12 protein-coding genes and 1 tRNA gene are annotated in these 13,930 nt (G+C 44.1%); 2 read left to right on the top strand and 11 right to left on the bottom strand.

Annotated features, from left to right (window positions below; translation table 11 throughout):
* Nucleotides 1-14: 14 nt before the first annotated feature.
* The 7 genes from D2U88_RS05835 to porV all read right to left on the bottom strand — a co-directional run bounded on the left by D2U88_RS05835 (nt 15) and on the right by porV (nt 6,950).
* Complete coding sequence (locus tag D2U88_RS05835; protein ID WP_119639364.1) at nt 15-638, bottom strand: SprT-like domain-containing protein; 624 nt, start codon at nt 636-638, stop codon at nt 15-17.
* Nucleotides 639-685: 47 nt separating this feature from the next.
* Complete coding sequence (locus D2U88_RS05830) at nt 686-1,363, bottom strand: SDR family NAD(P)-dependent oxidoreductase (protein ID WP_119639363.1); 678 nt, start codon at nt 1,361-1,363, stop codon at nt 686-688.
* Nucleotides 1,364-1,453: 90 nt separating this feature from the next.
* A complete protein-coding gene (locus tag D2U88_RS05825) occupies nt 1,454-2,434 on the bottom strand; it encodes a M28 family metallopeptidase (RefSeq protein ID WP_119639362.1) in 981 nt (326 codons plus the stop codon).
* Between the two features lie 102 nt (nt 2,435-2,536).
* Complete coding sequence (locus D2U88_RS05820) at nt 2,537-4,153, bottom strand: pyruvate dehydrogenase complex dihydrolipoamide acetyltransferase (protein WP_119639361.1); 1,617 nt, start codon at nt 4,151-4,153, stop codon at nt 2,537-2,539.
* A 4-nt stretch (nt 4,154-4,157) separates the two neighbouring features.
* The gene (gene pdhA / locus D2U88_RS05815; RefSeq protein WP_119639360.1) at nt 4,158-5,156 is read right to left on the bottom strand and encodes a pyruvate dehydrogenase (acetyl-transferring) E1 component subunit alpha; all 999 of its coding nucleotides are present in this window, start codon (nt 5,154-5,156) and stop codon (nt 4,158-4,160) included.
* An 81-nt stretch (nt 5,157-5,237) separates the two neighbouring features.
* Entirely contained in the window at nt 5,238-5,729 is a 492-nt protein-coding gene (gene cdd, locus D2U88_RS05810; protein ID WP_119639359.1) for a cytidine deaminase, read from the bottom strand.
* Between the two features lie 75 nt (nt 5,730-5,804).
* On the bottom strand, nt 5,805-6,950 hold the full coding sequence (porV, locus tag D2U88_RS05805) for a type IX secretion system outer membrane channel protein PorV (protein WP_119639358.1): 1,146 nt from the start codon (nt 6,948-6,950) through the stop codon (nt 5,805-5,807).
* A gap of 384 nt (nt 6,951-7,334) precedes the next feature.
* Here porV and gldJ point away from each other — a divergent pair, with 384 nt between their 5' ends.
* Nucleotides 7,335-8,987, top strand: a complete 1,653-nt coding sequence (gldJ, locus tag D2U88_RS05800) for a gliding motility lipoprotein GldJ (protein ID WP_119639357.1) — start codon at nt 7,335-7,337, stop codon at nt 8,985-8,987.
* Between the two features lie 63 nt (nt 8,988-9,050).
* Entirely contained in the window at nt 9,051-10,325 is a 1,275-nt protein-coding gene (locus D2U88_RS05795; protein WP_119639356.1) for a UDP-N-acetylmuramoyl-tripeptide--D-alanyl-D-alanine ligase, read from the top strand.
* Between the two features lie 15 nt (nt 10,326-10,340).
* Here the strand turns inward: D2U88_RS05795 and D2U88_RS05790 are convergent.
* The 4 genes from D2U88_RS05790 to D2U88_RS05775 form a co-directional block, all read right to left on the bottom strand.
* Nucleotides 10,341-10,415, bottom strand: a tRNA-Val gene (locus tag D2U88_RS05790).
* Between the two features lie 29 nt (nt 10,416-10,444).
* Entirely contained in the window at nt 10,445-10,855 is a 411-nt protein-coding gene (locus D2U88_RS05785) for a 6-carboxytetrahydropterin synthase (protein WP_119639355.1), read from the bottom strand.
* A gap of 199 nt (nt 10,856-11,054) precedes the next feature.
* Entirely contained in the window at nt 11,055-11,942 is an 888-nt protein-coding gene (locus tag D2U88_RS05780; protein ID WP_119639354.1) for a diacylglycerol/lipid kinase family protein, read from the bottom strand.
* Nucleotides 11,939-13,912, bottom strand: coding sequence for an LTA synthase family protein (locus D2U88_RS05775; protein ID WP_119639646.1), 1,974 nt, complete (start codon nt 13,910-13,912; stop codon nt 11,939-11,941). Before D2U88_RS05775 ends, D2U88_RS05780 begins: the two co-directional genes overlap by 4 nt.
* Nucleotides 13,913-13,930 lie beyond the last annotated feature (18 nt).

The following is a 13,930-nucleotide window of genomic DNA, read 5'->3' as shown; positions in this document are numbered from 1 at the left end:
CTGTATTGTTCCTTTTAAAATGGTGGCTCCATGGGCTTATCACGGACCAACTCCACCTCTGCGTTGGGTTGAAACAGATACATTCTGCCCGTGGACAATTCCACGCATTCGTAACGTTTTATCTTTTTGTCTCCTTTCTTGAACAACCTGCCATTGTACAACCTAAAAATACTGCCATGGGGCAACTCATACACATAACTATTGCTTCTTTCCTCAGCATCAAAAGCCTTTAGTGCGATGGACAACCTGGCATCTGTACTGCTGCTGGCCTTTGGGTTCTTGAAATGGCTCGCAATGATAGGCAATAATTGATTTGGAAACACTTCGGGCCGTATAAAAGGTACCATCAAATGTTGAAAAGTACGCTTCCATTCCTCCCCATGGGGTTTTATTCGACGGCCGTACGTTTCAAAGGCCACCAAATGTGCTATCTCGTGGACGAGTGTAATTAAAAATCGGTATTTATTGAGGGATGCATTTACCGTAATCAAATGCAATCCATCGGGCATTCTTCTGTAATCCCCATGACGGGTAACCCTATGGTTCACGATCTTCAGATGGACGCCGTATGTTTTGATCAACTCAAAACAGGGTTCCACGGCTCTATCTGGTAAATATTTTTGAAGGGTATTGCTCACTTGAACAAAGGTAGTTGTTTCGTGGACAACTTTATGAAATACAAGTGTTATGGCGTACTATTACTCACCTGCAACAACTTGCCATTATAGAGTTTTTGTCCCGTCAAGGCGAAGTCTTTAATATAGGTAGCCATTTCAAGAGCGGTCACGGGAGCTTGGTATCCCGGAAAAGCCTCTTGTAACATTTCGGTCTGTACAGCCCCCAAGGCCAACACATTAAAACTAGGACCCGTTTCCTTGAATTCCTCCGCCCAAAGTTCGGTCAACGTGATCACGGCCCCTTTACTGGAACTATAGGCGGACAGACCAGGAAACTTGGCACTACCTTGCACACCTCCCATGGAACTGATGGTCACCACATGTCCGTTTTTACCCATTTGGGGAAGTATAGCCTTGGTCATCTCCGCCACACCGAACACATTTACTTTGTAAACTTCTTCAAATGCCTCTGCTGAAATATCCTGAAATGGTTTGTTTACCAGTTTTCCCGCATTATTGATCAGCACATCCACCACATGCCATCTCCCAAGAAAGTCCTTTAATTTTTGAAAATCGGTCGGGTTTCCCAAATCGAAAGGAAAAGTATGGACATTGGAAAGGTCTAAACTTTCAACGGGTTTCGAATTTCGGGAAAGGGCCAAAACCTGATGCCCTTCTTGGGCAAAGAGTTTCACCAATTCAAAACCAATACCCCTACTTGTCCCTGTGATTACAATATTTGCCATGGTTCAATTTTCTAAGTCATTTCGACCGGATGGAAGAAATCTGTTAATCTATTGATTTCTCAACCCCTTCAAGGGATTCGAAATGAAACTTTACTCGTTTAATTTAATTTCCTGAGTCGGTGCATTGGCTATCCCTTCCAACACGGGAATAGTCTTGTTCACCAAATGGGCCATATGTTCAAAATCCATCTTATCCGCTTCATCCCCAACTTTGTGATAATGGTCAAAATTGGTAAAGTCGAAGGTACTGAAGGTATGGGATGGCAATCCCAATTCCAAATGGAACGCATAATTGTCAGAACGCTTGAACAAACTGTATTCCTTGGCCGTCGGCAAAAAGCCTACCAACTTTTCCTTTGCATAGGCATTGCTCACTTCCGCCAGATTCGACATTTCATAGCCCGTGAGGTACATCAAATAATCTTTATCCTTCATGGGTACACCGGTCATTTCAAAATTGAGCATGGTATACAAGTTCAAACCTTGCTCCTTCAATTCTTTGGCCAAATGCTTGGATCCCAACAGCCCTTTTTCCTCAGCACTGAAGAGTGCAAAGATCAAACTACGCTTGTTGGTCTTGTGGGTTCCAAAATATCTAGCGAACTCAAGTACAGTTGTGGTACCCGAGGCATTGTCGTTGGCTCCATTGGCAATCGCATCACCGTTCTCCATTTTTACGATACCGATGTGATCGTAATGGGCTCCTATCACGATGAATTCATTTTTTAGACTGGGATCATTCCCTTCCACAATGCCCACAATGTTATAGGCTGGCTTGTTAAAATTGGACAAGGTATCCCGATAGGTTTGGAAATAGGGCTTTATTCCATAGGATTTTAGGTAGTTCTCAATATAAGTCGCAGCCAATTCGATTCCCTCTGTTCCAGCATCCCTACCTTTCATATCGTTGGATGCCAAAAAGTTCATCATGTCGCCAATACGTTCCACATCGGTAAAGGCGCTCTTGGAATCCTCAACAGTTATAGGCTCGACAGTCGGACTCGCCATATTCTGTGACAATCCACAGTGCATCGTCAAAAGGGTTACCAGAGCATAGAAAAAGGTCTTCATGTTTTTCGTTTTTTGAACTTTCTAAAGATAAAAAAAGCATCCTTTTAAGGATGCTTTCATTATATGTTATTGTCCCTTAGACTACGCTCAGGGCACTTAAAATTAAGCCAACATGGTCACTGGGTTCTCCAAATAGGCCCTCAAGGTTTGAAGGAACTGGGCACCTGTAGCACCATCAACCGTTCTGTGATCGCAGGCCAAAGTAACCGTCATGGTATTCCCAACAACAATCTGTCCATTTTTAACCACGGGTTTTTCCACGATGGCTCCAACGGATAAAATGGCCGAATTGGGTTGGTTGATGATGGAAGTGAATTCCAAAATCCCGAACATGCCCAAGTTGGAAACGGTAAACGTGCTTCCTTCCATTTCGTCCGGTTTGATTTTCTTGGTCCTTGCCCTACCTGCCAAATCTTTTACCGCTGTACCCAATTGGGAAAGGGTCAATTGATCGGCAAATTTGATCACGGGCACTACCAATCCATCTTCTACGGCAACGGCCACACCCATATGCACATGATGTTTGTACACGGTGGTATCGCCATTCCAAGAGGTGTTTACCTGTGGATGCTTTTTAAGGGCCATGGCACAGGCCTTTAAAACCATATCGTTGAAAGACACTTTGGTGTCCGGCAAATTATTGATTTGTTCCCTCGAAGCCTTGGCATTGTCCATGTCCACTTCAATGGTCAGGTAATAATGTGGCGCGGTAAACTTGGATTCACCCAAACGCTTGGCGATGACCTTACGCATGGTGGAGTTTTTCACCTCTTCCATACTTTCCTGTCCTACCGGCAAGTTCATCGGAGCCACTGTTGCAGCGGCTGCAGTGGTTTGGGCAGCAGGCGCAGTTGCAGGTGCTGTAGAAGGTTGATAGTTCTCAACATCCTTTTTCACGATCCTACCGTGATCACCTGAACCTTTTACATCGGCTAAGTTGATTCCTTTATCACTGGCTATCTTTTTGGCCAGCGGTGAAGCCAAAATACGATGGCCATCTTGGGAAACAGCAGCTGTTTCAGTGCTGGTTATTTCAGCCTTGGACGTTTCGGTTTTTGGAGTCTCTTCTTCAGGAGCACTAGCAGAGGTACCTCCACTGGTTTGGGCATTCAAAACGGCATCCACATCGGTTCCTTCTGGTCCAATAATGGCCAAAAGGGCATCCACGGGAGCGCCTTCACCCTCCTTAATTCCTATATACAGGAGTACGCCTGAATAAAAAGATTCGAACTCCATCGTGGCCTTATCGGTCTCGATTTCAGCCAAAATATCGCCTTCCTCTACTTTATCTCCAACTTTCTTCAACCAACTGGCCACGGTACCTTCTTCCATGGTATCGCTTAGCCTGGGCATGGTCACGATTTCCACTCCTTCTGGAATGGAAGCAGCGGCTTTTTCTTCAGTTTTGGGAGCAGGGGTTTCCTTGGCTTCTTCCTTGGCAGGGGCTGCCCCACCGTTCAAAAGCGAAGAAATATCCTCTCCTTCCTTACCTATAATGGCCAAAAGTGAATCCACCGGAGCACCTTCCCCTTCCTGAATTCCTATGTGGAGCAACGTTCCCTCATGAAAGGATTCGAACTCCATGGTGGCCTTGTCGGTCTCGATTTCGGCCAATATATCCCCTTCTTCTACTTTGTCCCCTAATTTTTTGAGCCATTTTGCCACGGTACCTTCTTCCATGGTATCGCTCAATCTAGGCATGGTGATTACTTCTGCCATCTAATTATAATTTATGTGGTAAAAATGGATAGTTCTCCTGTTCGTAAACAACGTCGTACAATTGCTCGATCGGTGGAAAATCAGACTCTTCGGCGAACTTCTCGCACTCGTCGACCAAATCCTTTACCTTTTTATCGATTTCTTTGATCTCATCCTCGCTGGCATACCCTTTTTCAAAGATAATGTCCTTTACTTGGGTGATGGGATCTATTTTTTTGTATTCCTCTACTTCTTCCTTAGTTCGGTAATGTTGCGCATCTGACATAGAGTGACCACGGTAACGGTACGTCTTCATTTCCAAGAAAGTTGGTCCTCCACCGGAACGTGCACGCTCAATGGCCTTGTCCACTTCTTTTGCCACGGCCGCTGGATCCATACCATCAACTGGGCCACAAGGCATTTCATAGCCCAAGCCCAATTTCCAAATATCGGTGGTGTGTGATGTACGGGCAACCGATGTTCCCATGGCATAACCGTTGTTCTCACAAATGAAAACTACGGGCAATTGCCACAACATGGCCAAGTTGAACGATTCGTGCAGGGAACCTTGTCTTACCGCACCATCGCCCATATAACAAAGGGTAACGGAATCCCTTTTGAAGTATTTATCACCAAAAGCCAAACCTGTACCCAAAGGAATCTGTCCCCCCACGATACCATGACCGCCATAAAAGCGGTGTTCCTTGGAGAAAATGTGCATGGAGCCGCCCATACCTTTGGAGGTTCCGGTCACCTTCCCGTAAAGCTCTGCCATCACCCTTTTTGGATCCACACCCATACCGATAGGTTGAACGTGGTTACGATAGGCAGTGATCATGCGGTCCTTGGTAAGGTCCATGGCATGCAGGGAACCCGCCAAAACGGCTTCTTGGCCATTGTACAGGTGGAGAAATCCCCTGACCTTTTGTTGAATATATACGGCGGCCAATTTGTCCTCGAACTTTCTCCAGAACAACATGTCCTCATACCATTTTAGGTAAACTTCTTTGGTGATTTTTTTCATCAACTGTAGTATTAATTGAAATTTCCCTGTGCTGGGGAAGAGCAAAAATACATATATATCTGTTTTGGAAAAAGAATTGGTTTAAGAATCACCCAAAAATGAGTTATCAAAGGCCAATGGCAAAATATCGGTCATGGAACTGCATTTGAATATGGGGCCTATTTCCGCTTTCATTAAGAGAGAAATAGGCGATTGCTGCTTGTGTTCGTACTCCATGATGGACTGCCTGCAATTGCCACACGGAGCGGCGGGCATATCCACTACATGTTCTTCGGAAGCCGCACTAATAGCGATAGAAACAATGGCCACATCTGGGAACCTTGCCCCAGCCTGAAATACGGCAACCCGTTCGGCGCAAAGGCCCGAAGGATAAGAAGCGTTCTCTTGATTGTTGCCGATAACGGTCTCACCATTTTCCAACAAAGCCGCAGCACCTACCTTAAAACGGGAATAGGGCGCATAGGCATTTTTGCGGGCTTCCTCAGCGGCACGTAACAATTTTTGATCATTTTGTGACAACTCCGCTTCATCTTCAAAAATGAGAAGATCAAAACCGATTCGCTTTTTTTCCATTTGATATTGCGTATTACCCAAAAATAAGAAAACCTGTCCACGGGGACAGGTCTTTCCATATATATTTACTGATGATCAGTCGTTTAAAAATTCCTCCCCGAAATTGAAGGTCAAGGAAAAACGCAATGTATTCTCCAAAGGATTTTTGACCTGCGAGGTAGAGAAAAGGTAAGATAAGTCAATCTGTGCAGACTTATATTTAAACCCTGCACCCAAGGTGAAATACTTTCGGGCACCTTTTTCCGCACTCTCATTGAAATACCCTCCACGCAACATGAATGCTTCCCTAAAACGGTATTCGGTACCGAGCGCCCAGGTAATCTCTTTCAATTCTTCACTGAAACCATCCGGCGCATCGCCAAAAGATTCAAAAATTCCACTGAAGAAACTGATATTCTGATATTCGTCGTTGTCTTCCGAAGTAATCTGTCCATCCCCATTAAAATCCCTAGGGGTAGGCACCAACAGTTTGTTGAATTCCGTATTGATGGCCAATACATTGTCTTGGTCAAAAATGAAATCGAAACCTGTTCCCACCTTTAAGTTGGTAGGCAAAAAGTTTTGCTGTCCGCCTTCATCATATTGCAAGGACCCACCGATATTGGATATGTTGAAACCCAATCTCCAACGGCCATCAAAATTGCTGTACGCAATTTCGGGTGATCGGTAAAAACCGGCCACATCCACCGCAAAAGCATTGGCTGCCTGGGAATCCTGTGTTCCATCCTGAAATCTCAGATTGGAACTGATGAACCTACCCGCAACAGCCATTGAAAAGCTTTGGCTCAATTTCAGCGAGTAAGAACCATCCAAGGCAAATTCATTGGGTTTTACCAAAGTTGCCTCTTGATCGATAGTTTGTCTCAACTCAATTTCACCAAGACCAAAATAGCGCAAGCCAAAGGCAAAGGCACTTCGATCGTTAAGTTTGTTATAAAAAGTGGCGTTCAACAACGATACATCGTTCACGATTGTTTCCAAGTAGGGCGTATAGCTCACCCCAACACCCATTTTTTGCGTGGCAAAGGCATACTTTGCAGGGTTCCATTGCTGGGAATACGCATCAAAGGAAGTGGCAACACCCATGTCGCCCATACCCGATGCCCTTGCATCGGCTGCTATGGTCAAAAAGGGTACAGCTGTGGTGATCGCTCTTTCTTGCTGTGCACTTATCCTTGGGGCCACGATAAGAAACACTACCAAAATGAGTAACTTTTTCATTCGAAGTTTTTAGCGTTTAGTAAAGTTCACGGTCCAAAATAGTTTTGGATGTATTACCTGTTAACGGTCTTTTGAGCAAATTCTTGTGGCAAGGTGCATATTTTTTGTTCCTTTTTCGATGTTAGGCATACCTATATATGAAATAGCCCACTATTACAAGGTGGCACGACCGTTAAAAAGTGCATCTTCCATACTAATTTACAACCATCTCCGTTACAAAAGTGTAGCCAGTGCCAAAGCAGGCGTGGCCAGAATTATTTGATGAGCACAAAATATAATGGCAAAAATGTCGTTTTAATGCCATTGAAGGATTAAAAAAATCTAAACAAGTTGAAGTTACCAAGGGCATAAAGCCCTAAGTATTAAAGTACTCAAGCCCAAATTATGAAAAAACACTTTATCAAAGTTGTCCTTTCTTGCGCTATTGTGATGGGAAGTTTTTCAAGTTGTAAAAACTCTTCATCTTCCAAGAACGTTTCCAGAGCCACTGGTTGGAAAATCAACGCCAAAGAAGGAGGGTTCCAATACAATTCCGACTTCAAGGAGCAGGAAACTCCTCCAGGAACCGTATTTGTTGAAGGTGGAACCTTTACCAAAGGTAAGGTCCAAGATGACATTATGCACGATTGGAACAACACACCTACGCAACAACACGTACAGTCCTTCTACATGGATGAAACGGAGGTAACCAATGTGATGTACTTGGAGTACCTTGATTATCTTAAGGAAGTATATCCACCGGAAAACCCCAACTACACCAATATTTATACCGGTGCCCTACCTGATACTTTGGTGTGGAGGAACCGATTGGGCTTTAACGAGACCATGACCAACAACTACCTAAGGCACCCAGCCTATGCGGAATATCCTGTTGTGGGTGTGAATTGGGTACAGGCTACCCAATACGCCGAATGGAGAACCGACAGGGTGAACGAAGCCATGTTGGAAAGGGAAGGTTATTTGGCCGATGACACCAAATATAAAGTATTGAATGGGGAAGTGGACGGTACTTTTAGCACCGAAGCTTACTTGAACAACCCTACTTCCGTCTATGGTGGTGAGATCGATTCGTTGCAAGGAAAGCAAAAGCGTGACTCCGTGAACGTATTTGCCAAAAGAAGCAGCGGTGTGATCATGCCCGAATATAGACTTCCTACCGAAACCGAATGGGAATATGCTGCTCAAGCTTTGGTTGGATCAAGAGAGTACAACAACTACAGAGGTAGAAAAAAATACCCATGGGAAGGTGACTACACCCGTAACGGACAACGTGTGGGACGTGGTGATCAGTTGGCCAACTTTAAACAAGGTAAAGGTGACTACGGTGGTATTGCCGAGTGGTCCGATGACGGTGCCGACATTACCGCCCAGGTGAAATCCTATAAACCCAACGATTTTGGTCTGTACGACATGGCCGGTAACGTAAGCGAATGGGTTGCCGACGTATATCGCCCCATTGTGGATGATGAGATCAGTGACTTTAACTATTACCGTGGTAACGTTTTCATGAAGAAAGCCATTGGTGAAGATGGTAAAGTTGAAATATTGACCGACCAGATTGTTTATGACACCTTACCCAACGGTAAAGTAGTAGCCATGAACCTTCCAGGAGAAATCAAAGAAGTTCCTGTTGGTGAGGAAGAAACTTACCTAAGGACCAACTTTGACAAGAGCGACAACCGTGGGTATAGGGATGGTGACCCAGGATCCTCAAGATTCTTTGACCGTTTCAGCGATGAAGAGGACAACAGAAAAATGTACGATTCACCACAGTTCAAAGCTGAGCGTGACTCAACCGGTAAACTTATTCGTAAATACGATACATCCAACTACAGGACCTCGTTGATCAATGATGAAGTGAGGGTTTACAAAGGTGGTTCTTGGAGAGACAGGGCCTATTGGTTAGACCCTGCCCAAAGAAGGTATCTGCCACAATATATGGCCACGGACGACATCGGTTTTAGATGTGCCATGTCCAGAGTGGGTTCCAAATCCAAGATCAAAAACAAAACGGTTAGGCACAAAAAAGCCAAATAAGAACTGTAAGCATATTTTTAAAAGCTCCGACCAAAAATCGGGGCTTTTTTTTATCTTCGATTCATGACATTGGAAAAGCTTCATGCTCTATTTTTAGAGCATCCTATCATTTGCACCGATACCCGAAAAATTGAGGAAAACTGTATATTCTTTGCCCTTAAGGGGCCCAACTTCAATGGCAATGCCTTTGCAAAGGATGCACTGGGAAAAGGGGCTGCATATGCCGTCGTAGATGAAGAAGAACATAGAACATCGAATAGGACGATTTTGGTGAATGATGTGTTGGAAACCCTTCAACAATTATCCACCTACCATAGAAACCACAACAAGGCCAAGATTATTTCCTTGACCGGCAGCAACGGCAAGACCACCACAAAGGAGCTGATCAATGCGGTGATTTCAAAAAAATACAGGACCATTGCCACACAAGGGAACCTCAACAACCATATCGGGGTGCCCCTGACGCTTCTATCCATCAAGGAAGACACAGAAATGGCCATTGTGGAAATGGGTGCCAACCATAAAGGCGAGATTGCCCATTTGTGTCAAATTGCACAACCCGACTTTGGGTACATTACCAATTTTGGCAAGGCCCATTTGGAAGGGTTCGGTGGTGTGGAGGGTGTTATACAGGGCAAAAGCGAGCTTTATGACTACCTCATTTCCAACGGCAAGCACATATTCATGAATGGTGATGATCCCATCCAACGGAAAAAGCTAGCGACATACACCAAAAAAATTGGATTCAGTATTTCGGACCGCAAGTATTACAACATTGCATTTGTAGAGGCCAATCCCTATGTTGTTTTGGAAGCTGAAGGTCTTCGAATGGAATCCCAACTCATCGGCAAATACAATTTTACGAATTGTTGTGCCGCCGTTCTCATGGGAAAATATTTCAATGTGCCTTTGGAGGACATCAAAGCTGCAATTGAATCTTATCAACCCAAGAACAACCGTTCCCAGATCATGGAGAAGAACGGCTACAAGGTAATCTTGGATGCCTATAATGCCAACCCGACCAGTATGAAGGCTGCCTTGGAAAACTTTCATGCCATGGATGCCCTTGATAAAATAGTAATCATTGGCGACATGTTCGAATTGGGACCGACGGCCGCGGAAGAGCATCAGGGTATTGCAGACTTAGCCGAACAATTGAATTTTGAACAGGTGTATTTGGTTGGGGAAAACTTCTTTGGCGTGGATACTCCCTTCCAAAAGTTCAGATCATTTACAGATTTCAAGGAATATTTGAACCATCAACCTTTAAAAAAAGGAACGCTTTTGATCAAGGGATCACGTGGAATGGCTTTGGAGCGGGTCTTGGAAAACTTGTAAGGAAGTGAAAAAGAGTGGGATATACTGGATTCGAACCAGTGACCTCTGCCCTGTCAAGGCAGCGCTCTAAACCAACTGAGCTAATATCCCATTAAAAAGCGGTGCAATATCGGAAATTATTACCAATCCCCATACTCTGCCGAATTTTTTGATGTTTCGTGTAGGGTAATGTGCAGCAACTGGCCCTTTGCCAATTTTGGTTTCAAGATATCATAAATGACCTTTACAAAGTACTCCGTAGTAGGTAACAGATCCTTGAATTCGGGGCAATCCTCATTCAGGTTTTTATGATCGAAACGTTCCTCGATCTCGTTCTTAATCAAAATACCCAATTCCGCCAAATCCATCACAAAACCCGTATTGGGATCCACCTCTCCCCTGATCCGGACCTCCAAATCAAAATTGTGGCCATGAAAACTTGGGCTATTGCACTTACCAAAAACCTCCACGTTCTTTTCCTTGCTCCAATTGGGATTGTGGAGCCTGTGTGCGGCATTAAAATGGGCTTTTCTACAAATGGTGGCAATCATATTGCAAGTGAATTCTCTGTTGTTTTTGGATTCACAAAATTATTGATTCCAACTGAAATGACCTTTGAAATCACCAAAGAATATCTCCCAATAAAAAAGCCCCCGGTTTCCCGGAGGCTTGCGTCAAGCTTAGTTAATTAAAACCAACTTGAACACCCATCTTAACAACTTAAATACATATAAATCAAAAAACAATCGTCTAAGGGCACAAAACATGGAGAGCCTTTTCCTCTACATTGACAAAGATTTCCCTGTCCATAAGATTGTGCAGCTCTCCATCCGCTTGCATCAAATGTTCCTTTTGCTTGTCCTCAAAGGCCAATTTTAAGTGTTTGACCTTGTAGTATTGTATTTTTTTCAAATATTGATCCAACCGCAATAGAATGAACAGACCCATGAAGAGCATCTGAAACTTGCTCAAATCATCGATGATGACCACATCCAACAATCCATCCTGAAGGGAAGCCATTCGGGTAAGCGAAATATCATAGCCCATAACTTTTGAATTGGAAATGAAAAACATAAAGGGTCTGGTCTTAAAACTCTTCCCGTTCATTTCCACATTAATCTTTTCGTTGTACTTAAAATCCCTGATGGATTTTATCACCGCTTTGAGGTACGCCCAAAACCTTCGGTGCTGCGAAGCGTTGTAGTTGGAAATCACAGTGGCGTCAAACCCGATACCCATGTTGCTGAAAAACGGCTTGCCGTTTACCATGGCCACATCAATTCTATTGGTTTTTCCACTTTTGATGATTTCCACCGCCCTTTTTATGTTTCGGGAAATGTCCAGACTTTCCGCCAGACCATTGCCCGAACCCATGGGGATGATTCCCAACAGTACTTTGGTATGCACCAGACAGGAGGCCACCTCATTGATGGTGCCATCGCCTCCACAGGCCACAATGATTCCTGCTCCTTCCGCCAAAGATTCCTTGGCCAGCAAAGTCGCATGTCCGGGATAGTCAGACGTTTTTACGGTAAGCTCATATTGCTCGGGCTCAAAATACCCGGATAAAGAGGCCTCATTAAAAGTACCATCTCCCTTTCCTGCTATCGGATTTACTATAAAATGGACCTTGTTCATGGTTTTGCATTTAGATCCAGTCCTCCTTGATTGTAGAGATAATCGGCCAATTGATAATACGATATGGTCTCGGTCAAAAACGCGTCGTCCGTGGGTTCACCGGAAAGGCTGTTATCTTCTTTGTTCCAAGTATATTGATTGGCCACTTTGCCATCGCCCAACACCATCAATTCATTGGATTTCAATAGTCCCAATTTTCTATAATTGCCTACAAAAGCCCTTTGCTCCTCGGGTTTCATGCCGAAAACATCTCTACCAAAAAAATTGTTTTCGTAGCTCCAACCCAACATGGAAAATAGGGTCGGCATCACATCGATCTGGGAGCATTGTTGGGTAATCTGATACCCTTTGCCTCCCTCCAAATTCACCACAATGGCCGGAATGTGATAATTGTCCACATCCAGTTCCCATCGGCCTGCACTGCTGGCACAATGATCGGCCATGATCACAAAAACGGTATTGTTGTACCAAGGTTTGGATTTTGCCTGCTTCAAGAATTGACCTATGGCAAAGTCGGTGTATTTGACCGCTCCGCTCCGTCCCGTTCCCGAAGGAATGTCGATTTTCCCTTCAGGATAGGTATAGGGTTTATGGTTGGAAGTGGTCATGATAAAATCGAAGAAGGGCTTTCCCTGTTCCGATGCAGCATCTGCTTCTTTTATCACTTTGTTAAAAATATCCTCATCGCAAACCCCCCAGGCATTTTCAAAAGTGACTTCATCATCTTCAATATTCTTTCGAGTAGTGACAATATCCCCTGATGGTAAAAATCCTCGCCCGCGGTCCACAATATCGAACCCGTTTCCACTAAAAAATTTATCCATATTGTCGAAGTATCCATCCCCACCATAAAAAAAGGTTCGGGAGTATCCTTTGCTCTTGAATACCTCTCCAATGGTAAACAAGTTTTGGTTATGCTTGCGCTTTACGATACTCCTTCCCGGTGTTGGTGGAATGCTCAAGGTGATGGCTTCCATGCCCCTTACCGTTCGGGTTCCGGTTGCATATAGATTGGTAAAATAGGTCTGGGCCTGTGCAATGGAATCCAGGTTTGGGGTAATATGCTTTTCATTGCCAAAAATGCCCAGATAACCGGCACTCAAGCTTTCTACACAAATCAAGATCACATTAGGTCTTTTCTCTACCCCTCCCTTAATGGCCCTGAGAATGTTCTTTTCAGGATGCAACAGACTGTCCAACGGCCCACTGATCTGATGTTGGACATTTGCCAAGGCCTGCTTTTCGGGGATGGTCTTATAAAAATCGGTGTAGCTGAGTTCGTTGTTCCTGAAAGCAGCAAAAAAGGAATAGATGCCCGCTTTGGATAGTTCGTTGTTATATCTATTGTTTGATGTTTCCGCCAAATCGTTCTCAATGGATGCTCCATAGAACAACATGATGGCAATCGCCATGGTAAAAGGAATCCATTTTTGTTTGAATCCTTCACCAGCATTGAAAGTCTTTTGGAACAGTCCCTTTCGTTTAAAAAGCCATACGGTGGCCACTACCAAGAGCAGCATTCCTCCAATTAAAAGGGGCAAAGGATAGGATTCGTTGATGTTCTTGAATACCTCGTAGGTGTAGATGAGATAATCTACAGCGATAAAATTGAACCGCCGTTGAAACTCATCCCAAAAGGTGACCTCAGCAAAAAAGGAAAAGTAAATCACCAGCAAGGCCAATGAAAACCCGAAGTAAACCAATATACGGTCAACCAAAGTCCCATAAAACCGTTTGGGCATCAACAAAAAATAAAGGGTGGCAACCACATAGAAGAAGGACACCGTGCCCAGGTCAAAGAACAGTCCCACAAAAAACACCTTCAATAACCCCATAAAAGAGTGGTCCACTTGTGAGAAGTCCATCATCAAAAATGCCAAACGCATCAAAAAGGACAACGCCAGAAATAGTACCGAGAAGGCATTTACCAAGGTGTAGCGTGAGGGAAATAATTTTAAACTCGTTTTCATGTATGCAATCAATATGTG

This window comes from Flagellimonas aequoris, assembly GCF_003584165.1.
Taxonomy (GTDB): domain Bacteria; phylum Bacteroidota; class Bacteroidia; order Flavobacteriales; family Flavobacteriaceae; genus Flagellimonas; species Flagellimonas aequoris.
Note: the sequence above shows the minus strand (reverse complement) of the source record. Positions and strands in the feature narration are given on the sequence as shown.